The 22969-nt window shown below is 71.9% G+C and carries 24 protein-coding genes; 15 read left to right on the forward strand and 9 right to left on the reverse strand.

What is annotated here, in order from left to right:
* Positions 1–157: 157 nt before the first annotated feature.
* Genes ACFHVL_RS01505 through ACFHVL_RS01520 form a run of 4 tightly spaced genes read left to right on the forward strand, consistent with a single transcriptional unit; the run spans position 158 to position 6602 of the window.
* Complete coding sequence (locus ACFHVL_RS01505) at positions 158–2254, forward strand: serine/threonine-protein kinase (RefSeq protein ID WP_416624859.1); 2097 nt, start codon at positions 158–160, stop codon at positions 2252–2254.
* Positions 2255–2257: 3 nt separating this feature from the next.
* Positions 2258–3964, forward strand: coding sequence for a phospho-sugar mutase (locus ACFHVL_RS01510; protein WP_416624861.1), 1707 nt, complete (start codon positions 2258–2260; stop codon positions 3962–3964).
* Between the two features lie 55 nt (positions 3965–4019).
* A complete protein-coding gene (locus tag ACFHVL_RS01515; RefSeq protein ID WP_416624862.1) occupies positions 4020–6086 on the forward strand; it encodes a hypothetical protein in 2067 nt (688 codons plus the stop codon).
* A gap of 27 nt (positions 6087–6113) precedes the next feature.
* Positions 6114–6602 (forward strand): NUDIX hydrolase, encoded by a 489-nt coding sequence (locus tag ACFHVL_RS01520; RefSeq protein WP_416624864.1) that lies wholly within the window; start codon positions 6114–6116, stop codon positions 6600–6602.
* A 65-nt stretch (positions 6603–6667) separates the two neighbouring features.
* On the opposite strand, the gene upp is transcribed toward ACFHVL_RS01520, so the two are convergent.
* Entirely contained in the window at positions 6668–7300 is a 633-nt protein-coding gene (gene upp / locus ACFHVL_RS01525) for a uracil phosphoribosyltransferase (protein WP_416624866.1), read from the reverse strand.
* Positions 7281–8582, reverse strand: a complete 1302-nt coding sequence (locus ACFHVL_RS01530) for a glycosyltransferase (RefSeq protein ID WP_416624868.1) — start codon at positions 8580–8582, stop codon at positions 7281–7283. The genes upp and ACFHVL_RS01530 overlap by 20 nt, the downstream gene beginning before the upstream one ends.
* A gap of 125 nt (positions 8583–8707) precedes the next feature.
* Between ACFHVL_RS01530 and deoC the strand changes: the two genes are divergently transcribed.
* From deoC to ACFHVL_RS01545, 3 genes are read left to right on the forward strand one after another with little or no spacing between them, the layout of a single operon-like run.
* Positions 8708–9673 carry a deoxyribose-phosphate aldolase gene (gene deoC, locus ACFHVL_RS01535; protein ID WP_416624870.1) on the forward strand — a complete coding sequence of 322 codons (966 nt, stop codon included), beginning with the start codon at positions 8708–8710 and terminating at the stop codon, positions 9671–9673.
* Between the two features lie 9 nt (positions 9674–9682).
* Positions 9683–11113 (forward strand): aldehyde dehydrogenase family protein, encoded by a 1431-nt coding sequence (locus tag ACFHVL_RS01540; protein WP_416625057.1) that lies wholly within the window; start codon positions 9683–9685, stop codon positions 11111–11113.
* The gene (locus ACFHVL_RS01545; RefSeq protein WP_416624872.1) at positions 11106–11978 is read left to right on the forward strand and encodes an aldehyde dehydrogenase family protein; all 873 of its coding nucleotides are present in this window, start codon (positions 11106–11108) and stop codon (positions 11976–11978) included. The genes ACFHVL_RS01540 and ACFHVL_RS01545 overlap by 8 nt, the downstream gene beginning before the upstream one ends.
* A gap of 8 nt (positions 11979–11986) precedes the next feature.
* Here ACFHVL_RS01545 and ACFHVL_RS01550 read toward each other — a convergent pair whose 3' ends face one another.
* From ACFHVL_RS01550 to ACFHVL_RS01565, 4 genes are all read right to left on the reverse strand, one after another.
* A complete protein-coding gene (locus tag ACFHVL_RS01550) occupies positions 11987–12181 on the reverse strand; it encodes a hypothetical protein (RefSeq protein ID WP_416624874.1) in 195 nt (64 codons plus the stop codon).
* An 89-nt stretch (positions 12182–12270) separates the two neighbouring features.
* Positions 12271–12876 carry a dihydrofolate reductase family protein gene (locus ACFHVL_RS01555; protein ID WP_416624876.1) on the reverse strand — a complete coding sequence of 202 codons (606 nt, stop codon included), beginning with the start codon at positions 12874–12876 and terminating at the stop codon, positions 12271–12273.
* Between the two features lie 36 nt (positions 12877–12912).
* Positions 12913–13671 carry an SRPBCC family protein gene (locus tag ACFHVL_RS01560; protein WP_416624878.1) on the reverse strand — a complete coding sequence of 253 codons (759 nt, stop codon included), beginning with the start codon at positions 13669–13671 and terminating at the stop codon, positions 12913–12915.
* Between the two features lie 6 nt (positions 13672–13677).
* A complete protein-coding gene (locus ACFHVL_RS01565) occupies positions 13678–14283 on the reverse strand; it encodes an ArsR/SmtB family transcription factor (RefSeq protein WP_416624879.1) in 606 nt (201 codons plus the stop codon).
* 46 nt (positions 14284–14329) lie between these two features.
* Here ACFHVL_RS01565 and ACFHVL_RS01570 point away from each other — a divergent pair, with 46 nt between their 5' ends.
* The gene (locus ACFHVL_RS01570; RefSeq protein WP_416625059.1) at positions 14330–14506 is read left to right on the forward strand and encodes a type II toxin-antitoxin system RelE family toxin; all 177 of its coding nucleotides are present in this window, start codon (positions 14330–14332) and stop codon (positions 14504–14506) included.
* Between the two features lie 250 nt (positions 14507–14756).
* On the opposite strand, the gene ACFHVL_RS01575 is transcribed toward ACFHVL_RS01570, so the two are convergent.
* Both ACFHVL_RS01575 and ACFHVL_RS01580 read right to left on the reverse strand, forming a co-directional pair.
* Positions 14757–15743: a serine hydrolase domain-containing protein gene (locus tag ACFHVL_RS01575; protein WP_416624881.1), complete on the reverse strand. Its 987-nt coding sequence runs from the start codon at positions 15741–15743 to the stop codon at positions 14757–14759.
* An 80-nt stretch (positions 15744–15823) separates the two neighbouring features.
* The gene (locus ACFHVL_RS01580) at positions 15824–16813 is read right to left on the reverse strand and encodes an NAD(P)-dependent alcohol dehydrogenase (protein WP_416624883.1); all 990 of its coding nucleotides are present in this window, start codon (positions 16811–16813) and stop codon (positions 15824–15826) included.
* A gap of 195 nt (positions 16814–17008) precedes the next feature.
* Here ACFHVL_RS01580 and ACFHVL_RS01585 point away from each other — a divergent pair, with 195 nt between their 5' ends.
* From ACFHVL_RS01585 to ACFHVL_RS01595, 3 genes are read left to right on the forward strand one after another with little or no spacing between them, the layout of a single operon-like run.
* Positions 17009–18181, forward strand: coding sequence for a sensor histidine kinase (locus tag ACFHVL_RS01585; protein WP_416624885.1), 1173 nt, complete (start codon positions 17009–17011; stop codon positions 18179–18181).
* A complete protein-coding gene (locus tag ACFHVL_RS01590) occupies positions 18178–18843 on the forward strand; it encodes a response regulator transcription factor (RefSeq protein WP_416624887.1) in 666 nt (221 codons plus the stop codon). The genes ACFHVL_RS01585 and ACFHVL_RS01590 overlap by 4 nt, the downstream gene beginning before the upstream one ends.
* A gap of 34 nt (positions 18844–18877) precedes the next feature.
* Positions 18878–20008, forward strand: a complete 1131-nt coding sequence (locus ACFHVL_RS01595) for a Fic family protein (RefSeq protein WP_416624889.1) — start codon at positions 18878–18880, stop codon at positions 20006–20008.
* 84 nt (positions 20009–20092) lie between these two features.
* Here ACFHVL_RS01595 and ACFHVL_RS01600 read toward each other — a convergent pair whose 3' ends face one another.
* The gene (locus ACFHVL_RS01600; RefSeq protein ID WP_416624891.1) at positions 20093–20305 is read right to left on the reverse strand and encodes a hypothetical protein; all 213 of its coding nucleotides are present in this window, start codon (positions 20303–20305) and stop codon (positions 20093–20095) included.
* 130 nt (positions 20306–20435) lie between these two features.
* Here ACFHVL_RS01600 and ACFHVL_RS01605 point away from each other — a divergent pair, with 130 nt between their 5' ends.
* From ACFHVL_RS01605 to ACFHVL_RS01620, 4 genes are all read left to right on the forward strand, one after another.
* Positions 20436–21470 carry a helix-turn-helix domain-containing protein gene (locus ACFHVL_RS01605; protein ID WP_416624893.1) on the forward strand — a complete coding sequence of 345 codons (1035 nt, stop codon included), beginning with the start codon at positions 20436–20438 and terminating at the stop codon, positions 21468–21470.
* A 26-nt stretch (positions 21471–21496) separates the two neighbouring features.
* Entirely contained in the window at positions 21497–21694 is a 198-nt protein-coding gene (locus ACFHVL_RS01610) for a DUF397 domain-containing protein (protein ID WP_416624894.1), read from the forward strand.
* Between the two features lie 35 nt (positions 21695–21729).
* Positions 21730–22254 carry an HAD domain-containing protein gene (locus tag ACFHVL_RS01615; RefSeq protein ID WP_416624896.1) on the forward strand — a complete coding sequence of 175 codons (525 nt, stop codon included), beginning with the start codon at positions 21730–21732 and terminating at the stop codon, positions 22252–22254.
* A 148-nt stretch (positions 22255–22402) separates the two neighbouring features.
* Positions 22403–22960 carry a GNAT family N-acetyltransferase gene (locus tag ACFHVL_RS01620; RefSeq protein ID WP_416624898.1) on the forward strand — a complete coding sequence of 186 codons (558 nt, stop codon included), beginning with the start codon at positions 22403–22405 and terminating at the stop codon, positions 22958–22960.
* Positions 22961–22969: the final 9 nt, after the last annotated feature.

Raw genomic sequence — 22969 nt, forward strand, 5'->3', positions numbered from 1 at the left:
CACCGAGAGTCCGATCCGGTGTACATTGGGCCATCACACAACGACACAGAGTGGACTTCTCACCAACCTCGGCGGGTGACTTTCGTTCCGCCGGAGGACCCAGCAAGATAGAGAGGTTGGTTCCCCGGCCCCTCAATTTCTCTCGGCGGCATTTCCTGTGACTCAGATTCCGACGTGGAGTGGCGGACCAGTCAGCTCTACCAGTACACGAGCGGCACCCGGCACCACCATCGGTGGCCGGTACTCGTTGCGTGCCGCGGTCGGGCACGGTGGCATGGGCACCGTCTGGCGCGCCTCCGACACCCTGCTCCGACGTGATGTCGCGGTCAAAGAGGTGGTCCTTCCCCCGGGACTCGCCCCCAGCGACCGTGACGCGATGTACGAACGCACCCTGCGGGAGGCCCGCGCGGCCGCCGCGCTGCAACACCCGGCCGTCGTGCAGGTGTACGACGTGGTAACCGAAGGTGGTCGGCCCTGGATCGTGATGGAGCTGCTGGACGCCCGCAGCCTCGCCGACATGGTCATCGAGGACGGGCCGGTCGCCCAACGGGCGGTCGCCAAGATCGGCATCGCGCTGCTCGGCGCGCTGGAGGTTGCCCACGCGGCCGGCGTGCTGCATCGCGACGTCAAGCCGGCCAACGTGCTGATCTGCACCGACGGTCGCTGCGTGCTCACCGACTTCGGTGTCGCCCGGATGCCCACCGAGGTCCAGCTCACCACCCCCGGCATGGTGCTCGGCTCCCCACACTTCATCTCCCCGGAGCGGGCCATGGGCCAGGACTTCGGGCCGCCGAGTGATCTCTTTTCCCTCGGAGTCACGCTCTACACCGCGGTCGAGGGCCGCCCGCCGTTCGACAAGGGCGACCCTATCGAGACCATGCACGCCGTGGTCGAGGATCCGCCGGCCCGGCCGGTGCGTTCCGGCCCGCTGACCGACATCCTGCTCGGCCTGCTGGAGAAGGACCCCGCCCGACGTTTCGACGTGCCCACCGCCCGCAGCATGCTGCGGGAGCTGCTCGCCGGCCCGTTGGCCAGCAAGATGCCGGCCAACCTGGTCACCGACCCGTACGCGGTGGTCTCGGTCCAGCGGCCACCGAGCTGGCAGCAGCAGGCGGCGCCGCCACCGCCACCGGTGCCGCCGCAGCCGCAGCCGAGTGGCCAGATCGGCGGCCGGGCGATGATCGGCCCCGGCGAGTCGCTCACCGACCGCCTCGCCCAGCTGCGCAACGCCGGCCGGCAGATGCCGAGCGCCGCGCAGTGGTCGGCCGCCGGCCTCGACAACTCCAATCCGGCCTCGCCGGCAGCCGGACCGGTCAGCCCGGCCCCGCCACACAGCCCGGCGGACGGAGCCACCGCGGCGCTGCCGCTCGGCCAGGCCGGTGTGCCGGGGCCACGCTCGCAGCAACAGTCCGGTCGACACGGCTACGGCTCCGCCCCGCCGGGCCCGGCCGGGCCCGGCGGGCGGGACAACGCGCTACTCGCCCCCACCGGAGCAATGCCGACATCCAGCTGGAGCGACGCGCCGCAGGACGGCTGGTCGCCGCCACGGGATCGCCCGGCGGCCACTGGCGGCGCCACCGCCGGAGCGATGCTCGACAAGGCCATCGCCGGGCTGCGGCACGGCGGCACCATGCTGGTCACCCGGGTCAGGAGCTGGGACCGCAAGGTCCAGATCGGTGCCGCGGCCGGCGCCACCCTACTCGTCCTGCTCGCCGCCACGCTGCTGTTCAACGGCGACAGCGAAGACCCGAGACCGCCCACCCTCGTCGCTCCGACCAACGTCGAACCGACCGGTCCACCGTTCGAGACCCAGACGTACGACGACCGTGGGCTGTCGGTCAACGTGCCGGACGGCTGGGTCAAGACCGGCGGCGAGGGCGTCTGGGTCGACTACACCGACCCGGACGACAGCGGCCGCAGGGTGCGGATCCTCGTCGAGAACGCGGGCCCCAGCACCCGGCCGATGCCGTTCCTCCGCGCCGCCGGTGACCGACTGTCGACCAACCAGGGCAGCTGCAAGGACCCCTACCAGGAGCTCGCGCTCATCGAGGCCGAAGTGGCCGGCCAGCCCTCCGCCGAGCTCGAGTACACCTGCGGCACCGAGTCGGAACGGCGGCACGGCATCTGGCGGGCCCTGGTCGCCAACGGCAAGGCGTACTCGTTCTTTCTGACCACCCCCGATGCCCGGTTCGATGAGAGCAAACCGATCTTCGACGAGATGGTCCGGTCGTTCGAGCTGACCGCGGCCGGCTGAGCGATGGCACCCCACGGGCCGGCGGGAGCCAGTGACCTCGGCGCGCTGCGCGCCGAGGTGTCGGCCTGGCTCGACGACGAGCCGGACCAGGCCGACCACGCCGAACTGCGGCGGCTGCTCGACGAACTGCCCGGCAGCGCCGCAGAGCTGGCCGACCGGTTCGCCGGGCCGCTGGCCTTCGGCACCGCCGGGCTGCGCGGGCCGCTGCGCGCCGGCCCGAACGGGATGAACCTGCAGGTGGTCACCCGCGCCGCCGCCGGGCTGGTCGACTGGCTCGCCGGCAGCGGTCCGGCCGGGCCGATCGTGATCGGCTACGACGCCCGGCACAGGTCGCGGGAATTCGCCGTACGCACCGCCGAGGTGGCCACCGGTGCCGGCCGGGACGCCTACCTGCTCCCCGGTCCGCTGCCCACCCCGGTGTTGGCGTACGCCGTGCGGGCCCTGGACGCCGCGGCCGGGGTGATGGTCACCGCCAGCCACAACCCGCCGCAGGACAACGGCTACAAGGTCTATCTCGGCGCCGGTCCCGGTGGGGTCGCCGGCGCTGGCGCGCAGATCGTGCCGCCGGCGGACCGGCAGATCGAGGCGGCCATCCGGGCGGTCGGCCGCCTCGCCGACGTGCCGCTCGGGGGGCCCGGCAGGATCCTCGACGACGAGGAGGTGGCCGGCTACCTACGCGCCGCGAGCGCCGTGGTGGACCCGGTGGGTGCCCGGAAGCTGACCGTGGCGTACACGCCGCTGCACGGCGTCGGCGCGGCGGTACTGCGGGAGGCGTTCACCATGGCCGGCTTCGAGGCGCCGATCGCCGTGGCGGAACAGGCCGAGCCGGACCCGGAGTTCCCGACTGTCGCGTTTCCCAATCCGGAGGAGCCGGGCGCCATGGACCGGGTCGTCGCGGTGGCCCGCGCACACGACGCCGACCTGGCGATCGCCAACGACCCGGACGCCGACCGGTGTGCGGTAGCCGTACCGGTGCGGCCCGGGCCCGGAGCCGACTGGCGGATGCTGCGCGGTGACGAGTTGGGTGTCCTGCTCGCCGACCATCTGATGCGCCAGGGTCGACACGGCCGGTACGCCACGACGATCGTCTCGTCGTCGCTGCTGCGGGCGCTGTGCGCCGCGCGTGGTGAGCCGTACGCCGAGACCCTCACCGGTTTCAAGTGGATCGTGCGGGCCGGCGGCGACCTCGCCGAAGGTGCCGACGTGCCGTTGGTGTTCGGCTACGAGGAGGCGCTGGGCTACTGCGTCGCCCCCGACCACGTACGGGACAAGGACGGCATCACCGCCGCGCTGACCGTGGCCGAGCTGGCCGCCGGGCTCAAGGCCGCCGGGCAGGACCTGTCCGACCGGCTCGACGAGCTGGCCGCCGAGTTCGGCGTGTACCAGACCGACCAGCTGTCGGTGCGGGTGGCCGAGTCGAGTGAGATCGCGACGGCCATGGCCTATCTGCGGGCCAACCTGCCGGCGGCGCTGCTCGGTGAGCCGGTCACCTCGGTCGAGGACCTGTCGCCCGGGGCCGACGTGGTGATCCTGCGGACCGGCACCGCCCGGGTGGTGGTCCGTCCATCCGGGACCGAGCCGAAGCTCAAGGCATACCTCGAGGTGGTGCGGCCGGTGGTCGACGGCGACACCGCCGCCGCCCGCCAGGAGGCCGGCGCGGCCCTGGCGAGGTTGCGGACCGAGGCGGCAGTTGCCCTGAATATCAGTTGATGTCGGGATAATCCAAAGGCGCGACCTTTTCAGATCACAGATCGTTGATCTGGTTATGCTGGCTCGCCGCTGCTTCGCCCACCGGACCACCGCGACGCACCGGCGGTGCGCGCTGCCCCCACTCCACCGACTGACCCCGTTCGTCCGCCTGATCACCCGCCTGCGCCAACGGGCCGGCCAAGGGCTGGTCGAACGCCTGCGGCCGGCCCGCGCCACCGCCGACGGATCACCTCGACGCTGGACGACGGTGGACGGGCGGACGACGCTCGCCATCGTGGACACCGCCGTCAGCCCGCTCGACGCGCACCGCCGCAACCTGCGGCTGGTCACCGACGCGCTGACCGATGCCGGAGTCGAGCACTTCGTCATCCCGCAAGCCGAAGGTCCACGCAGCCGGGTCGGGGTGCCGGGCGACGAGCGTACGGCCGCGTTGCGCGCCCTCGGCGGCCTCGCCGCCCTGAGCACGACGGTTGCCGGTGGCCGCCCCCGCCGGCTGCGGGTCAGACCCGGCCGCCGGCTGCGCCGGGCACCGGTGGTCCGGATCTTCCAGCCGGTGACCGACGCCGCCGGCCAGTTGGCCTACGGCGACCAGGCAGCCTGCGACGTCGAGTTCTGGGCCGCCGACGGTGACCGACTGCACGCGGCCCGACCCAACGACTTCACCGCCACCCTGTCCGCCGGAGCGACCCCGGTGCGGCTGAGTGAAGCGGAGATCGCCGCCTTCGCCCCGGACGACGGATCCGGCCGGTACCGGTCCCGGACCGCGTTCGCCCGGCGCCCGGCGAGCTGGCCGGACTTCCCGGTGGACCTGGTCTGCTGCTGGACGGATCCGACCGACCCGCGGTGGCGGCTCCGCCAGCAACGGGCGCTCGCCCAGCTGGGCGCGGTGGTGCCGCGGGCCCGGCGCGCCGACCGGCACCGCCCGGCCGCTGGTGCTGCCCGCCATTCTGCGGCGGTGCTGCCGCCCGGCGCGCCGGGCGGCTGCGTCGGCAGCGAAGAGCTCCGCCACCTGTTGCGGTCCGTGCACCTCAACGCCCCCTGGATCCGGCGGATCTTCCTGATCACCGCGGACCAGGTACCCGGGTGGCTCGACGTAGACCAACCAGGGCTGACCGTCGTGGACCACCGCGACCTGCTCGGTACGCACACCGCGCTGCCCACCTTCAACCCGTACGCGGTCGAATCCGCCGTGCACGAGATCGACGGTCTCGCGGAGCGGTTTCTCTACCTGCCCGGCGATGTCTACCTCGGCCGGCCGGTCACCCGGGCCACCTTCTTCGAGGCGAACGGGATACCCCGGGTGCTGATCGACGACGAGGCCGGCCCGGCGAACTCGCCGGAGTCCGCAGCGGTCCGGCGGGTGTTCGCCGACCAGTTCGACCGGCTGGTCGCCGGCACCACGCCCGCCGGGGTGCCGCTGACGCTGCGCCGCTCCACCCTGGCCGAAACCTGCGCCAGCGCACCGGAGCTGGTGGCCAGGGTGAGGGCACACCAACTCCGGCAGCCGGACGACGTGTCCCTGATCCGTTCGCTGCACCACCACTGGTCGTTCCTGCGCGGCACCGCGGTTCCCGGCGAACTGGACTGGCAGCGGATCGACCCGGCCGGGCCGGGAGCGGCGGTGCAGCTACGCCGGCTGCTCGACCGGCGCGACGTCGACGCCTTCGGGCTGTGTACCGGCGCGTTGGACGACGCGGCGCTGCCCGGCGACGTGGTCGACCTACCCGGCTCCGCTGCGGCCCGGCTCCGCGGTGACTTTTTGGCCAGCTACTTCCCGACCGCTTCGCCGTTCGAGGTGGACCCGGAGGTGGCGGCGGCCCGGGCCTCGTTCACCGCGACCGAGCTGGCTCATCGGCTACTGCGACCGCCGGTCGGCCGCTTCCCGGCCAGCCCTCAGGTGCAGATGTCACCGACGACCGAGATGTTCCAGCCGGCGCCCGAGCGCCCGGCAGCCCTCGATCGCCCGGTGCCACTGGACCCGGTGCCACTGGACCCGGCGGCACTGGACCCGGCGGCACTCGACCCGGAGCCGTTTCCGGCCGAGGTGACGGTCCTGGCCGACAAGATGCTGGCGCCCGAGGCGTTGATGGCCGACGCGCTGGCCGCCCGACGCTGCGGCTGACCACGCCACAGCGCCTATCGTGGCCTGGTGCAGGCGATCATCGCGACCCTCGGCTACGTGCTCTCCCCCGACGGACATCAGGTGCTGATGCTGCGGCGGGACACCCGCCCGGACGACATCCACTTCGGCTACTACAACGGGCTCGGCGGCAAGCTGGAGCCGGGCGAGGACGTGGTCAGCGGAATGCGGCGGGAGATCCACGAGGAGTCCGGGCTGGAGTGTGCGCAGGTCGACCTGGCCGGGACCATCTCCTGGCCCGGCTTCGGCCGCAACGGCGAGAACTGGTTCGGCTTCCTGTTCCGGGTGCCGACCTGGTCGGGCCGGCCACATCAGCAGTGTCCGGAGGGCACCCTGGTCTGGACCGACCTGGCCGACGTCCTCGCCGGCCGGGTGCCGATGTGGCCCAGCGACCGGCACTTCCTGCCACTGGTCTTCGCCGCGCGCCCGGCCGTCTTCCACGGAGTCATGCCGTTCGCCAACCATGAGGCGACCAGTTGGAGCTTCACCACCGGCTGACCCACCACCGGCTGACCCACCGCCGGTTGGGCAGGGCGCCCGCCGGCGGCGTCAGCGACGTGATCTCAGAAACGGGGCATCCCGCCGAACTGCCGGTCACCGGCGTCACCGAGCCCCGGCACGATGAACATCTTGTCGTTGAGCCGCTCGTCGATCGACGCGGTGACCAGCCGAAGCGGCAGCCCGGACCGCTCCAGCCGCTCGATGCCGGCCGGTGCGGCGAGCACGCAGAGCACGGTGATCTCGGTGCAGCCCCGGTCGGCGAGCAATCGGCAGCAGTGCTCCAGCGATCCACCGGTGGCCAGCATCGGGTCGAGCACCAGCACCGGGATGCCGGCCAGGTCGACCGGCAGCGACTCCAGGTAGGCCCGGGGCTCGTAGGTCTGCTCGTCGCGGGCCAGCCCGACGAAACCCATCGACGACTCGGGCAGCAGCGCCAGCGCCGAGTCGGCCATCCCGAGGCCGGCGCGCAGCACCGGGACCAGCAGCGGCGGGTTGGCCAGCCGGGTGCCGTCGGTCGGTGCCACCGGGGTGGTCACCGGGTAGGTCTCCACCGGGAACGAGCGGGCCGCCTCGTACACCAGCATGGTGGTGAGTTCGTGCAGCGCGGCGCGGAACGCCGCCGAGTCGGTCCGGGCGTCGCGCATCGCGGTCAGCCGGGACTGGGCGAGGGGATGGTCAACTACGAGTACGTCCACGGTCGTTGAACCTACTCGTCAGTCCGGCGGCCGACGCGTACACCTCGCGGATCGCTTCGGCGTACCGGGCCGGAGTGTGCTGGGCGCAGCGGGCCGTGGCCGCGGCCACCTGCCGGCGTGCCGCGTCCGGGTCGCGCAGCAGCCGCAGCACCCCGGCCGCGAACGCCCCCGGCTCCGCGTCGGTGCAAAGGGCCGCACCGGCCAGCGCGCCATGCTGGTGCAGCCCTCGGTCGACCAGCACAGCCGGCACGCCGGCCAGCCCGGCCTCCTGCAGCACCAGCGCCTGGGTGTCGGTGCGCGACGCGAACGCGAACACCTCGGCGGCACCGTACGCGGCGGCCACCACCTCGGGGGTCTGCTGACCGGTGAGGATGATCCGGGCGGCCACCCGGGGATCGATGGTGCGCAGCAGCCCGGCCAGCCAGCGGGGTTCGTAGAGCGCGCCCACCAGCACCAGGCGAGCATTCGGACAACCGGCCAGGATCCGCTCGAAGGCGGCGATCAGCAACCCGATCCCTTTTTCCCGGTTGATCCGCCCGACGTAGAGCACCACCCGGTCGCTCGGCGCGATGCCGTGGCCGTACCGGAAGGCGTTGATGTCCCGGGCAGTGGTGCGGCGGGCCGCGACGCCGGTCGGCACCAGGTGCACCCGGTCGGTCGGCACCGGCAGGTGGATCCGGTCGAGCACGGCGCGGGTCGGCACCACGACGGCGTCGGCGCCACCGAGCAGCAGGGTGTTCGTGGCGTCCATGGCGGCCCGGCGACGGGCGACCGCGCCGCTGGCCATCGGGCGGTGGTCGCGGGTGTGCCCAGCTGGTGCCGCCGCCGGCCGGGGCACGCCGAGTCGACGGGCGTACAGCCGCACCCCCGCGCTGAGCGCCCGGGCCGGCACCCGGTACGCGTCGGCGTACGCGTGCAGGTCGGTGTGGTACGTCTGCACCAGCGGCAGACCGAGCCGGCGGGCGGTGAGGACGCCGAGCAGCCCGACCGGCCCCGGGGTGTGCACATGCACCACGTCCGGGGCATGGGCGGCGATCTCCGCGATGGTGCCGGTGGCGGCGGCACCCCGCAGCAGCCACGGTGACAGTCGCAGGTCGGCGACGCCGCAGGGCAGCGCGCGCAGCCGCAGCACGTCGGGCTCGGCCGGCTGGTCAGGGTGCCGGGGCACCACGATCAGCCCCGGATTCCCGGCGTCGGCCAGCGCCGCGGCCAGCGTCCGCAACGAGGTGACCACGCCGTCGCGGCGGGGCAGGTACGTGTCGGTGAAGTGCACTGCTCGCACGTCAGGGACGGTGGGTCACCGGGACCAACATGATGTAACGGTAGGCCAACGGCGTCGTTAAGTCTGCTCGTCCGATCAGACCAGCGCCAAGATCGTCAACCGGTCGGGGACGTAGACTCGCCGACATGACAGCGGTGACCACACCAACACCCGCGCGCCATGATCTGGCCGAGGTGGGGCACAGCGCAGCGACTCTGCGCGCCTTCCTGCACGGGTTGCCCGGCGTCGACCAGACCGGGGCGCAGCAGCGGGCCGCGATGCTCGGCACCCGTTCGGTCAAGACCACCGCCAAGGCGCAGGCGATCGATCTGGCGATCCGGATGGTCGACCTGACCACTCTGGAAGGCGCCGACACCCCCGGCAAGGTGCGGGCGCTGTGCGCCAAGGCCCGCCGCCCCGACCCGACCGACCCCGGCTGCCCGCCGGTTGCCGCAGTCTGCGTCTACCCGTCGATGGTGCCGACCGCCGCCGTGGCGCTCGCCGGTTCCGGCGTGCACCTGGCCAGCGTCGCCACCGCGTTCCCGTCCGGTCAGGCACCGCTGGCCGTCAAGTTGGCCGACACCGCCGCCGCCGTCGAGGCCGGCGCCGACGAGATCGACATGGTGATCAACCGGGGGGCGTTCCTCGCCGGCCGCTACCATGAGGTCTACGCCGAGATCGTCGCGGTCAAGCAGGCCTGCGGCGACGCCCACCTCAAGGTGATCCTGGAGACCGGTGAGCTGGCCACCTACGACAACGTGCGCCGCGCCTCCTGGCTGGCGATGCTGGCCGGCGGCGACTTCATCAAGACCTCCACCGGCAAGGTGCCGGTCGCCGCGACCCTGCCGGTCACGTTGATCATGCTGGAGGCGGTCCGGGACTTCCATGCCGTCACCGGACGGCGCATCGGCGTCAAACCGGCCGGCGGCATCCGGACCACCAAGGACGCCATCAAGTACCTGGTGCTGGTCAACGAGACCGCCGGCGGCGACTGGCTCACCCCCGACCTGTTCCGGTTCGGCGCCTCCACGCTGCTCAACGATTTGCTGATGCAGCGGGCCAAGCTGACCACCGGGGTCTACTCCGGTCCCGACTACGTCACCCTGGACTGAACGATGACCGTGTTCGACTATGCGCCCGCGCCCGAGTCCCGCTCGGTCGTCACCATCCGCGACTCGTACGGCCTGTTCATCGACGGCGATTTCGTCGACCCGACCGACGGTGGCGCGCTCAAGACCGTCAACCCGGCCACCGAGGAGGTCCTCGCCGAGGTCGCCGAGGCCGGCACGGGCGACGTCGACCGGGCGGTGGCCGCCGCGCGGGCCGCGTACCAACGGGTCTGGGGTCCGATGTCCGGCCGGGACAGGGCCAAGTACCTGTTCCGGATCGCCCGGGCGCTCGCCGAACGCAGCCGCGAGCTCGCGGTGCTCGAATCACTCGACAACGGCAAACCGATCCGCGAGTCCCGCGACGTCGACCTGCCGCTGGCCGCCGCGCACTTCTTCTACTACGCCGGCTGGGCCGACAAGCTGCCGTACGCCGGATTCGGCCCGGACCCCCGCCCGCTCGGCGTCGCCGGCCAGGTCATCCCGTGGAACTTCCCGCTGCTGATGCTGGCCTGGAAGATCGCCCCGGCGTTGGCCGCCGGCAACACCGTGGTGCTCAAGCCGGCCGAGACGACCCCGTTGACCGCGCTGCTGTTCGCCGAGATCTGCCAGCAGGCCGACCTGCCCCCCGGCGTGGTCAACATCGTCACCGGGGCCGGTGCCACCGGGCAGGCCGTCGTAGGCCACGCCGGCGTCGACAAGGTCGCCTTCACCGGCTCCACCGAGGTCGGCCGGCAGATCGCCCGTGCCGTCGCCGGCAGCCGTAAGAAGCTCACCCTGGAGCTGGGCGGCAAGGCCGCCAACATCGTCTTCGACGACGCCCCGATCGACCAGGCCGTCGAAGGCATCGTCGAGGGCATCTTCTTCAACCAGGGCCACGTCTGCTGCGCCGGCTCCCGGCTGCTGGTCCAGGAGTCGATCGCCGAGCCGCTGCTCGACGCGCTGAAACGGCGGATGGCGCGGCTGCGCGTCGGCGACCCGTTGGACAAGAACACCGACGTCGGGGCGATCAACTCGGCCGCCCAGCTGCACCGGATCCGCACCCTGGCCGCTGCCGGCACCGACGAGGGCGCGCAGGCCTGGTCCCCGCCGTGCGAGCTGCCCGAGCAGGGCTTCTGGTTCGCGCCGACCATCTTCACCGGGGTCAGCCAGGCGCACCGGATCGCCCGGGAGGAGATCTTCGGCCCGGTGCTGTCCGTGCTGACCTTCCGCACCCCGGACGAGGCCATCGCAAAGGCCAACAACACGCCGTACGGGCTGTCCGCCGGGATCTGGTCGGACAAGGGTTCCCGGATCCTGTGGGCCGCCGACCGGCTGCGCGCCGGGGTGGTGTGGGCGAACACGTTCAACAAGTTCGATCCGACGTCGCCGTTCGGTGGCTACAAGGAGTCGGGCTACGGCCGCGAGGGCGGCCGGCACGGGCTGGAGGCGTACCTCGATGTCTGACGGTGCTCAGGTGACGGCGGGCGGCGCGGCGAGTTCGGCCGGTGCCACCCGGTTGGCCGTACGCAAGACGTACAAGCTGTTCATCGGCGGGAAGTTCCCGCGCAGCGAGTCGGGACGGACGTACCAGGTGCAGGACTCCAACGTGGCACTCGCCTCCCGCAAGGACGCCCGCGACGCGGTGGTCGCCGCCCGGGCCGCAGTCAAGGGCTGGTCGGGCGCGACCGCGTACAACCGGGGTCAGATCCTCTACCGGGTCGCGGAGATGCTGGAGGGCCGGCGCGAGCAGTTCGTGGCGCTCGGCGAGCCGGCCGACGAGGTGGACGCGGCGATCGACCGCTGGGTCTGGTACGCCGGCTGGCCGGACAAACTTTCCCAGGTGTACGGCGGTGCGAACCCGGTCGCCGGCCCGTACTTCAACCTGTCCGCGCCGGAGCCGACCGGCGTGGTCGGCGTCGTCGCACCGGCGCAGCCGTCGCTGCTCGGCCTGGTCAGCGTCGTCGCCCCGGTGATCGTCAGCGGCAACACCGCGGTGGTGCTGGCGTCACCGGTCCGGCCGCTGGCCGCCGTCACCCTGGCCGAGGTGCTGGCCACCAGCGACCTGCCCGCCGGGGTGGTGAACATCCTGACCGGCGCGGTCGCCGAGACGGCACCGTGGCTGGCCTCGCACCTGGACGTCAACGCGCTGGACCTGACCGGGGTGACCGACCCGGAGTTGGCCGTCGAGCTGGAGCAGGCCGCCGCCGGCAACCTCAAGCGGGTGCTGCGCCCGGCCGACGGGCCGACCGACTGGCGTGCCGACCCGGGCACCCGGCGGATGACGGCGTTCCTGGAGACCAAGACCGTCTGGCACCCCAAGGGCAGCTGACCGAGCGGTCAGGCCGGTTCGGAGACCGGCTCCGGGTCGCCGTCCGGATCGTCGAAGATCGGGGTCTCGGGGATCGGCGCTGGCTCGACCGGGGCCGGCGGCAGCGTGTCCGGAGTGTCCGGGGACAGCTCCCCCGGGTCGTCCGGCACCGGTGCGGTCGGATCCATCGGCGGGTACGTCTCGGGGGCCGCAGGCTGCATCATGATCGGACCTTTCCCGATTCGGGCCGGTGGTAATCCTTCGACCGATGCCTGCCTGATGAGCCGTCGGACGCTGTGCGGAGCTTCGGCGGTCACTCCAGGGCGAAGGTGCCGGTCGCGATCTCACCGACCGGTTCGTAGGTGCTCAGCACCACGCCGGTGGTGGAGACCGAGTTGGCGACCAGCTTCAGCGCGGTGGGCACGGTGCCGTCGCCGAACAGCCGCTTTCCGCCGCCGACCAAGACCGGGAAGGTCCAGGTCCGGAACTGGTCGACCAGTCCGTGCCGCAGCAGGGTCTGCAGGAGATCGCTGCTGCCGTGCACCTGCAGTTCGGGGCCGTCGGCGCGCTTGAGCGCGGCGACACCCTCAGCCGCGTCGCCGTCGATCAGCACCGAGTTGCGCCAGCTCAACGTCGGCCGACTGCGGGAGGCCACGTACTTGGTCGCGTCGTTGAGCGGCTTGGCCTCCTCCTCCGGGGCGTTCGGCCAGTGAGCGGCGAAGATGTCGTACGTACGCCGGCCGAGCACCAGGTCGAACGGGACGCCCATGGTCTGGCCCATGGCCTGGCCCATCAGCTCGTCCCAGTAGTTCACCGACCAGCCGCCGTGGGCGAAGTCGCCGCCGTCCTCCTCGGGGCCGCCAGGGGCCTGCATGACCCCGTCGAGGGTGAGGAACGTGGTGACGATCAACTTGCGCATCTTGGTGACAGCCTTTCGGATAGGTGGTGGTGGTGGTCAGGAGATCGGAAGCTGGTCCAGCCACTGCTGCCAGGACTGCTCGGTGTCGACCGGCTCGGCGACGCTGTCGAAGACGTGGTGGCTGAGGAACAGCGCGTTGCCCTGCTCCGGGCCGGAGTGGATGAAGCGGTAGAGCCCACCGGCGGTGCGTACGCCGAGGAAGGCCGACGGCGTACTGAGGTCGACGACGCCGTCGATCGGCGCGGTGCCGGGCACGGTGAGCCGCACCGGCGTGCCTTCGGCGATCGGGTGGGTCACGCCGAGGGCCGCCGCGACCGCCGGCCAGATCTGCTCCGGGTCGCCGGCCCCCGGTCGGACGACCGTGACCGGGGTCGCGGTCCGCCCCGGGAAGTGCCGCAGGTACGCGGCGAGGGTGCGCAGGTAGAGGTCCCAGCCGACCTTCATCGCCTCGTATTCGGTCTCCCAGTTGTCGCCGAGCACGCCGCTCTGCACCATGCGCAGCACCGTGCTGCCATGGTCGCGGCCCTCGATGAGGTACTCGGTCGCCATGAAGGATCCGTCGTCGGCGGTCGGGGTCCGGTCGGCGAAGCGCTTGCCCGGCTCCCAGCCGACGATGGTCGCCTCGTCGGTGTGCCCGGCGAGGGTGAGTCGCGTGGTGCCGCCCTCGCGTGGCTCGATCTCGCTGCGGCCCATGAACCAGGAGTCGAGTCCGGGGCCGGTGGCGATGGCGTCCCAGACCTGCTCCGGCGTTGCCGGCAGCTCGATCTCCTTGCGTACCTCGAATTCGTGTCCCATCGCGGGTCAGCCTTCCTGCGGTTCGTCGGTGCTGGTGCTGGTGCTGGGGTGCAGGGCGACGACCAGCCGGTGCGGCCGGCCGCCGGGGGTCGTCTCATCGTGGTATCTGCCGACGAGCGCGGTGACCGTGTTGGCCAACTCCTCGGCGAACGCGGCCCGGTCGGCAGCCGAGGCGAAGCGGATCTCGCCGTCGATCGCGAAGGTGGCGACCCGCTTGTCCACCCGGTCCGCGCCGGTGATCAGGGATCCGACGTCGCGGACCAGGCGGGCGGCGACGGCGAGCAGCCAGCGGGCGGAGAGCCGGTCCGGTGCGCGGGCCGGATCCGGTGCGACGGTGGCGAGGGCGGCCGGTGAGATCACGTACGAACCGGCGGTGGCCTGCATGACCCGCTCGGTGACGTTGCCCTTGCGCCGCTGCTCGACGAGCTCGATGAGGCCGTGCTGCTCCAACGCCTTCAGGTGGTAGTTGACCTTCTGCCGGGCCAGCCCGACCCGGCCGGCGAGCATGGTCGCCGAGGCGGGTTCGGCCAGCTCGGCGAGGAGCCGGGCCCGGATCGGGTCGAGTGAGGCCTCGGCGGCGGCCGGGTCTTCGATCACCGCTACGTCCAACATGCCGATCAACATCTCACCGACGATTATTTTTGTCAAGACAGATCTTATGTTCGGCTGGCGGCCGGACGACCCGGCAGCGTTGGGCCCTTCCACCCCCGCCCTACGAAGGCGCCTGGTCGGCCGACGCGGCGACTACCGGGTCCTGTACGAGATCGATGATGAGCAGCGCGTGGTCACCGTCACGGCCGTCGAGCACCGTGGCGGTGCGTACCGGTCCCGGTGACCTTGTCGACGAAGGTCATCCAAGCAAACCCGGTGGGCCCGACGACTCAGGTCAGCAGCCCGTAGCGCCCGTTAGCGGATCTCGACGCAACGTTCGTGCACCTCCGGTAGCGGCGGCGGCGCGGCGGCAGCAGCTTCGATCCCGGAGGAAGACACAGCCGTGGACGAGACGCTTGTCGCCGTGCCGCAGAGCCCGATCCACATTAGCTCGATGGCCGCCGGGCCCAAGGTGAACAGTCGACCAACGCGAGTCAACTCGCGGCCAGAGCCGGCAGGACGACCTGCTCCAACACCGCCACCGGGGTACGCCACTGCTCGGGGTCGTCATAGTTGCCGGCGGTCACGGCGACCACGAGGTCGAGGTCGGGCAGGATCATCACCCGCTGACCGCCGTTGCCCATCGCCGATGCCATCCGATGGTCGGCGACTGTTTCGAGATACCAGTGGTAGCCGTACTCGGCCCCCCAACTGGTCGGTAGCCGCGGCTGGAGCATGTCGCTGATCCAGCTGGCCGGGACGATCTGCCGGCCGTTGCAGGCCCCGTTCGCCAGCACCAGTTCGCCGATCCGGGCCAGGCTGCGCGGGCTGAGCCGCAGGCCGGACGAGGGCGAGGCCACCCCGTCCTCGCCCGTCATCCACTGGAACCGCTCGACGCCGATCGGCGCGAACAACTTCTCCCGGCCGTACGCCGGCAAGGGCTGCCCGGCACCGTCGGCGATCAGCTTGCCGAGCAGCGCCGTGGCACCACCGCAGTAGACCCAGTTCTCACCGGGCGGGCCGACGATCGGCCGCTCCAGGACGTACCGGTAGCGGTCCGGGGCCAACTCCATGGCGATCTCGCCGTTCGCCGGACTGTCGTACGGGATGTCCTCGCGCCACTGCAGCCCGAGCGACATGGTCAGCGCGTGCTCGACGGTCAGCCTGGCCCGATCCGGGTCGGCCGCCAGGTCCGGGTACTCGGGAAACCCGCCCAGCAGCGGCTCCGCCGGGGCCGGCACCAGCCCGTCGCCGAGCGCGATGCCGTACAGCAGACAGGTGACGCTCTTGCTGACCGACCGCAGGTCGTGCAGCGTCGTCGGGCCGAAGCCGACCGGCCCCAGCGGGTGCTCCCAGGAGAAGTCCTCACCGGTGCCGTAACGCTCCAGCAGGGTCTGGCCGCCGCGCACCACCACCGCCGCGTGCAGTCCGTCCACCTGGCCGGCCGCCACCGCCTCGGCCAGCAGCTCACGCATCCGCATCGTCATGTCCTCGTCGCATGGATCCCGACCATATGCCGGCTGGTCGACCGCCGCTGCCCCGTCCGACCCGCGGCGCAGGATCATACGGTCACGACGACCTTCGCGCGGGCGTGTTCGGTCTCGACGTACCGGATGGCGGCGGCCGCCTCGCTCAACTGGAACGTCCGGTCGATCATCGGCGTCAGCTTGCCGGCCTCGGCCAGCTCCCGCAGCGTCGCCAGATTGGCCCGGCTGCGCACCGCCATCGGTGCGACGATGCGCTGCCGGACGAAGCCGGCCACCATCCGGGCCCGGATGAACAGCGCCAACGGCCCGAGCAGGCTGCCGCCGGTCGACACCCCGCCACCGCACAACACCAGCGTCCCGTCCCGGGTAAGCACCCGCCGGCAGTCGGCCAGCGACCGGTTCCCGACCAGGTCGAGCAGCACGTCGTAGCGGTGGCCAGCCTGGACCGCATCGGGACGGGTGAAGTCCTCGCGGGTGTAGTCGACGATGTGGTCCGCGCCGGCCGAGCGCACCAGATCCACGTTGCCGGCCCGGCACACCCCGGTCACCTGCGCCCCGAACGCCTTGGCCAACTGCACGGCGAACAGGCCCACCCCGCCGGAGGCACCGTTGATCAGGACATGCTGCCCCGCGCGCAGTCGGGCGCCATCGCGCAGGCAGATGAGCGCGGTGTTGCCGGCCAGCGGGATCGCCGCCGCCTGCGCGAAGCTCAGGTTCGCCGGCTTCGGCTCGACCAGGTCCGCGGCGACGATCGCGTACTCGGCGAACGTCGCGGCAGTTTCGCCGTACACCTCGTCACCGGGGCGGAATCGGGTCACTCCCGGGCCGACGGCCTCGACCCGGCCGGCGAAGTCCCGGCCCAGGACCTTGACGTCGGGCCGGCGCAGCCCGAACGACAACCGGGCCACGTACGGGTCGCCGCGCATGATGTGCCAGTCGTACGCGTTGACCGAGCTGGCCTGCACCCGCACCAGCACCTCGCCGTCGCCGGGGGTCGGGGTGTCGACGTCGCACAACTTCAGGACGTCGGGTGAGCCGTACCGGTCCTGCGTCATCGCCTTCATCGCTGGATCTCCTCACTGGGGGTTCGCTTGTGCCACAGCATGTCGGCGCGCGCCGGGGTGGCGCGTCGGCGCGGCGACGACACCGCGCCTGCTCCCCGCGGGGCAGCGGCCCGGCCGATCTACTCCGCCGGGCGTACGCCGGGCTGCCTCCGTCGGGGCTGCCGCCCTGCACGCCGACCGGCCTACAGTGCGCACATGAGCCGATCGAGCCCTGACGCTGAAGCGACGTCGCGGCCCGGACCGGGCCTGGCGGTGCTGACCGCGATCGTGCAGCCGGTCGGCACCGCGATCGCCGCCGGCTGGCAGTCCGGCGGCGTCGGGATCATCGGGTACGCGCTGCTGGTGTTCAGCGGGCTGGCGCTGGCCGACCGGCACCGGTTCCCGAGGCGCAATTTCCTGATCGTGCTCGCCGCGACCCTGGCGTACCACCTGCTGGGTTTGCCGGTCGGGGTGACGTTGCTGGCGCTGATGATCGCCGCGTCGGCGGCGACGGCCGCCGGTCACCGATTGCTGGTGGCAGCGGCCGTCGCCGGGTCGTACGCCAGTTGGGTGCTGGTCGACGGTGCGACGCTGCGGCAGGCGTTGCTGGCGTTGGCACTGTTGGCCGGCACCGGCGTGGTCACCGAGATCGGCACGGTCATCGCCGGCAAGATCCGCGACGGCATCCTGGAGGAGCGTCGGCTCGCCGAGGAGCGGCAACGCCGCCGGGCCACCGAGCAGCGGCTGCTGATCGCCGCCGAACTGCACGACGTACTCGGGCATCATCTGTCGCTGATCAACGTACGGGCGGGGGTCGGTCTGCACCTGATGGACCGCGATCCGGAACAGGCGCGCGCGGCGCTCGACGCGATCGCGCAGTCCAGCGCCGAGGCACTGCGCGAGGTACAGACGGTGCTCAACACGCTGTACCCGAGCGGCGAGACCGCGCCGCGCGCGCCCGCGCCGGGGCTGGACCGCCTCGGTGAGCTGACCGACGACGCCGCCGTGGCGACCCGGACCGTGATCGCCGGTACGGTCCGGCCGCTGCCCGCCGCCGTGGACCGGGCGGCGTACCGGATCGTGCAGGAGGCGTTGACCAACGTCCGCCGGCACGCCGGCCCGCGTGCCGCCGCCAGCGTCACCATCACCTACCGGCAGGATGCGTTGGTGATCCAGGTCGACGACGACGGCACCGATGTGCCGGGGCCGGCAGCGGCCCCCGGTGCGGCCGCCCCGGCGGGTAACGGCATCACCGGGATGCGGGAGCGGGCCGCCGCGCTGGGCGGCGAGTTGACCGCCGGTCCGGCGCCGGACGGCAGCGGCGGTTGGCGGGTACGGGCCATCCTGCCGCTTGATCCTGAACCGTCGCCGGAGGAGGTCGCGTCGTGATCCGGGTGTTGCTGGTCGACGATCAGGTGCTGGTCCGGGCCGGGTTCCGGGCGTTGCTGGCTGCCGAGGGAGACATCGAGGTCGTCGGTGAGGCCGGCGACGGCGCGCAGGCGGTCCGGCTGGCCCGGCAGACCAGCCCGGACGTCGTGCTGATGGACATCCGGATGCCCGGCGTGGACGGGCTGACCGCGACCCGGCAGATCGCCGCCGACCCGCGGCTGTCCCAGGTACGGATCGTCGTGCTGACCACGTTCGAGCTGGACGAGTACGTCGGAGAGGCGCTGCGCGCCGGGGCGGCCGGGTTCCTGGTGAAGAACACGCAGCCGGCCGAGCTGATCCAGGGGGTACGGGTGGTGGCCGCCGGGGACGGCCTGTTGTCGCCGAGCGTGACCCGGCGGGTGATCGAGCAGTTCGCCGCCCGCACCGCGACTCCGGCCGCACCTCGGCGATTGGCGGAGCTGACCGAGCGGGAGCGGGAGGTGGTGGCGTTGGTCGGCACCGGGCTGTCCAACGACGAGATCGCCGCCCGGCTGGTGGTCAGCCCGGCGACGGCGAAGACGCATGTGTCGCGGGCGATGGTGAAGCTCGGTGCCCGGGACCGCGCCCAGCTGGTCGTGTTCGCGTACGAGGCCGGCCTGGTCCGCCCCGGCTGGCTACCCTGACCCGCAAATGCTACCACCCTTGTAGCATGGTGGCATGCTCTACGCGATGCCACGGCTCGACGCCGCCGACCGGCGGGTGCTGCACGAGTTGGACCAGATGCGGGCCGACCTGCGGCTGCAGCTGCGTGCCACCCCACGCTGGGCAGGCCAACTGCGGCGCAGCCTGTTCGCCGCCGCGATCCAGGGCTCGAACACCATCGAGCACATCACGATCAGCGGTTCGGACGCTCGCGCGCTCGTCGAGCAGGCACCCATGTCGGCGGAGACCAGCGACGAGGTCCGCCAGGCGGTCGTCGGCTACCGCGACGCGATGACGTACGTGCAGCAGACGCCTGGGTTGGACTTCTTCGAATACTCGCAGACGCTGCTCTCGACCTTGCATTTCATGATCACCAAGTATCAGCCGGCGAGATGGCCCGGCCGTTACCGGACCGGCGGGATCTTCGTGACCAGTGCCGATCCGCTGGAGCCCGTGTACACCGGCCCGGACGCGGAGCGGGTCCCCGGGCTGATGGGCGAACTGGCCGAATGGCTCCGCCACGGCGACCTCGACGCGCCGGCGTACGCGCGAGCGGCGATGGCACACCTGAACCTCGTCGGCATCCACCCCTGGCGCGACGGCAACGGCCGGACCGCCCGTGCCCTGCACACCCTGGTGCTCGCCCGCACCGGGGAACTCGCCGCCGAGTTCTCCTCGATCGAGGAGTGGCTGGGCGAGCAGATCAACACCGTCCAGTACTACGCGGCACTCCAATCCGCCCAGGACGGCAGCTTCCAACCCGACCGCGACGCCCACCCCTGGCTGCGGTTCGTGCTGGCGGCGCATCATCGGCAGGCGCAACGGGTGAAACGACGCCACGAGTGGACAGTTCGACTGTGGACGGATCTGGAACGCCTCACCGAGCAGCAGGGCCTGCCCGAACGGGTCGTCTCGGCGCTCTACGCCGCCGCCGCCGGCGAGCTACGGCGGACCACGTATCAACAGGACGAAGGTCTCAGCCGCGACCAGGCCATCCGCGACATCCAGGCGCTGACCCGCGCCGACCTGCTGACCCCACACGGCAACGCGACCACCCGGGTCTATCTCCCGGCCGGAGCGGCAGCCGAGATCGCCCAGGCCGCGACCGCAGCCGTACGCGGGCCGGGCCGCGACCCGTACCGGTGAGCTCTTGCCCACCACTTCCCTTACCGGCCACCGCTGACACCGACATCTCTTCGAGCGTGATCCCCTAGCGGGATCAAAATCCCCTCAGGGGATCAGGTCGGAAGAGTGTTGCTGGACGTACCAGGCGGGTGGTTCGGGTGCGGCGGTGGTGGCCGTGATGCCACCCCACCGATCGCGGCAGACGTACGACAGGTCGGCGTGGATCCAGACGCCGTCGTTGTCGCGCAGCACCGGCCGGCCGCAGTGCCGGCACGGCGCGACCCGGGGGTACGGCGGCGTGACCGGGGTGCCGGTCACGGCAGTGCGCCGTCAGCGTCGCCGGTGCCGGCACTGTCGGCGTCGCCGTCGCCCCAGCAGAGCCCGCCGAGCCCGGCCGCCCGACGGCCTGCTCCCGCGCGGTGTCGAAGTCGACGGCGGCGAAGGTCAGATGCAGCGTGTACCGGCCACGCCGATCGTGCCGCAACCAGTCCGGCAGGTTGCCGATCCCACCCGGACCGTCGCCGCTGCCGTTGGTCTGCGCCACCGGCCGGCGGCGCTCGCGCTCGTTGAGGTAGCGGTTGACCAGCGCTTCGGCGTGCCCGGCCGGGCCGGTGTCGGGTCCGAGGGCGTGCGCGACGGCGGCCCGCGCCGGTTCGGACAGGTCAGCCCGATCGAGTACGGACGTCGGCTCCGCGACTCGGCCGGTCTGACCGCCGAGGAGGTCGCCCGCCGCTTGGGCTGGCACCGCACCAAGGTCATCCGGCTCGAACACGGCCACTCACGGATAACGCTCAAGGACACCGAGCAAATGCTGGGCCTTTACGAGGCGTCCGACGAGGACCGCGAGTCGTTGACCGCGCTCGCCAAGCAGGCCCGGCAGAAGGGCTGGTGGAGCGCGTACGGCGACGTACTGCCCGACGACTACGTCGGCTTCGAGGCGGAGGCCACCGCGATCAGCAGCTTCGAGTGCCTGTACGTGCCGGGACTGTTGCAGACCGAGGAGTACGCCCGCGCCATCATCCACGCCGGCCGCAGCACCGCCGACGCGGACGAGATCGACCGGCGGGTCGCCGCCCGGCTCGCCCGCAAGTCGCTGCTGTCGCGGGATGTGCCGCCGAGACTCTGGATCGTCCTCGACGAGGCGGCGATCCGCCGGGTCGTCGGTGGCCCGAAGGTGATGCGCACTCAGCTCACCCGGCTCATCGATGCCTGCGCCCAGCCGTCGATCGAGCTGCAGATCGTGCCGTTCGGGGCGGGCGCCCACGCCGCCATGGCCGGCCCGTTCACCATCCTCGGCTACGCCGACCCGATCCTCGACCCGCCCATCGTCTACATCGAGAACGATGCGAACACCCTGCTGCTGGAGGAGGATGCCCACGTGGCGCGATATAAGCTCATGTTCGACCACCTCCGCGCCAAGGCCATGGACCCGGACGAGTCCGGCAGGTTCCTGGCTCGGGCGGCAGAGGAGCTTCCCGACTGACCCCGACCGGCCAGAGGAGACGCGGGATGACCGCACCAGAACTGTCCCGCGTTCACTGGCGCAAAAGCAGCCGCAGCAGCGCCAGCGGCTCGAACTGCGTCGAGGTGGCCGCGCTAGCCGGCGGCACGATCGGCGTACGCGACTCGAAGGACCCGCACGGCCCGGCGCTGCTCTTCCCCGCCGGCGCATGGACGGCGTTCCTCACCACGGTGTCCGGCCGCTGACCCGACCGGCCTACCCCCTCCGACGACCGACACCCGTGCCCGCCGACCGCCCGTACGTCTTCCTCGACGTCGACGGAGTGCTGATTCCCTTCGCCGCTCGCACGACCGGCCGGTCACCTTCGCCCCACCGTGCGGCTCATCGTGACTCGATCGGCAATCCGCTGCTGGAGCGGGTCGATCCGGACGACGGCCGCCGGCTGCTGGCGCTCGACTGCCAACTCGTCTGGGCGACCACCTGGCTGGCCGAGGCGAACGACGTGATCTCGCCGCTACTCGGCCTGCCTGAGCTGCCGGTCGTCCCGTGGCCGGACTCCGACGACGAGCCGCCGCGTGGCGTGCACTGGAAGACGGCGTTCCTCACCAGGTGGGCGGCCGGGCGCACCTTCGTCTGGCTCGACGACGAGATCACCGACCTGGACCGACACTGGGTCGCAGTGCATCACCCCGGCAGGGCGCTACTGCACCGCGTCGACCCGCAGCTCGGCCTCACCGATGCCGACTTCTCCACCGTCGGCCAGTGGCTCACAGCAATGCCGCGGCCTCGCTACCATGGCGGATGAGCACTCGCCATCTGCCGTGACCTGCCGCCAATCGGACGACCCGCCAACAGCGCCATGCACGGAGTCGGTCAGAAGGCCGTCGGCATCCTGGCCACCGCACTGGCCGAACGCGGCCTCACCTTCGCCGACTGACCAGAGAAGACACCGGATGACCTCGCCTGACGGTGTCGACCTTCCCCACCGCCAGCCCGCACCGGCACTCGTACGCGAGGCGACTCTCGCCGATGTCGATCAGTTGACCGAGGTGCACACGCTGGCCCGCACCGCCTACTACACGGCGGCCGGTGGGCTGGACCCGGACGACCCGTCGCTGTCGTCGCCCGAGGCGTACGCCGAACGCCGTGCCGCCTGGGCGAACGCGGTCACCTCGCCGCAGCTGTTCACCGTCGCCGCTGTCCTCGATGGCCGGATCGTCGGCTGCGCGGCGATGGGACCCGCCGCCGCCGGTCACGTCGACCCGGCCCATGTCGGCCAACTGCACCAGATCCACGTACTTCCCGACTGCTGGGGTCGGGGGATCGGCGGGCTGCTGCACGACGCATTCATCGCGTACCTGCGGCGGACCCGTCGGACCGGTGGGGTGCTGGAGGCGTGGGAACACAACGTTCGGGCCCAGCGCTTCTACGCCGAGCGTGGCTGGCGCGCCGACGGCCACAGCCGCCCCGGCCCTGGCGACACCCGCTATATCTACCTTCAGCTCTATTGAGCGGGAGTA

Origin of the sequence: Micromonospora sp. LOL_023 (genome assembly GCF_048060115.1) — a bacterium.
GTDB lineage: Bacteria > Actinomycetota > Actinomycetes > Mycobacteriales > Micromonosporaceae > Micromonospora_E.

What these genes read in the sequence shown, in the direction of transcription:
- ACFHVL_RS01510 (WP_416624861.1), top strand. Translation starts at nt 2,258, where the DNA reads ATGGCACCCCACGGGCCGGCGGGAGCCAGTGACCTCGGCGCGCTGCGC.
- ACFHVL_RS01515 (WP_416624862.1), top strand. Translation starts at nt 4,020, where the DNA reads ATGCTGGCTCGCCGCTGCTTCGCCCACCGGACCACCGCGACGCACCGG.
- deoC (WP_416624870.1), top strand. Translation starts at nt 8,708, where the DNA reads ATGACAGCGGTGACCACACCAACACCCGCGCGCCATGATCTGGCCGAG.
- ACFHVL_RS01545 (WP_416624872.1), top strand. Translation starts at nt 11,106, where the DNA reads ATGTCTGACGGTGCTCAGGTGACGGCGGGCGGCGCGGCGAGTTCGGCC.
- ACFHVL_RS01550 (WP_416624874.1), bottom strand. Translation starts at nt 12,181, where the DNA reads ATGATGCAGCCTGCGGCCCCCGAGACGTACCCGCCGATGGATCCGACC.
- ACFHVL_RS01555 (WP_416624876.1), bottom strand. Translation starts at nt 12,876, where the DNA reads ATGCGCAAGTTGATCGTCACCACGTTCCTCACCCTCGACGGGGTCATG.
- ACFHVL_RS01560 (WP_416624878.1), bottom strand. Translation starts at nt 13,671, where the DNA reads ATGGGACACGAATTCGAGGTACGCAAGGAGATCGAGCTGCCGGCAACG.
- ACFHVL_RS01565 (WP_416624879.1), bottom strand. Translation starts at nt 14,283, where the DNA reads ATGTTGGACGTAGCGGTGATCGAAGACCCGGCCGCCGCCGAGGCCTCA.
- ACFHVL_RS01570 (WP_416625059.1), top strand. Translation starts at nt 14,330, where the DNA reads ATGTTCGGCTGGCGGCCGGACGACCCGGCAGCGTTGGGCCCTTCCACC.
- ACFHVL_RS01575 (WP_416624881.1), bottom strand. Translation starts at nt 15,743, where the DNA reads ATGCGGATGCGTGAGCTGCTGGCCGAGGCGGTGGCGGCCGGCCAGGTG.
- ACFHVL_RS01580 (WP_416624883.1), bottom strand. Translation starts at nt 16,813, where the DNA reads ATGAAGGCGATGACGCAGGACCGGTACGGCTCACCCGACGTCCTGAAG.
- ACFHVL_RS01585 (WP_416624885.1), top strand. Translation starts at nt 17,009, where the DNA reads ATGAGCCGATCGAGCCCTGACGCTGAAGCGACGTCGCGGCCCGGACCG.
- ACFHVL_RS01595 (WP_416624889.1), top strand. Translation starts at nt 18,878, where the DNA reads ATGCTCTACGCGATGCCACGGCTCGACGCCGCCGACCGGCGGGTGCTG.
- ACFHVL_RS01605 (WP_416624893.1), top strand. Translation starts at nt 20,436, where the DNA reads ATGCAGCGTGTACCGGCCACGCCGATCGTGCCGCAACCAGTCCGGCAG.
- ACFHVL_RS01610 (WP_416624894.1), top strand. Translation starts at nt 21,497, where the DNA reads ATGACCGCACCAGAACTGTCCCGCGTTCACTGGCGCAAAAGCAGCCGC.
- ACFHVL_RS01620 (WP_416624898.1), top strand. Translation starts at nt 22,403, where the DNA reads ATGACCTCGCCTGACGGTGTCGACCTTCCCCACCGCCAGCCCGCACCG.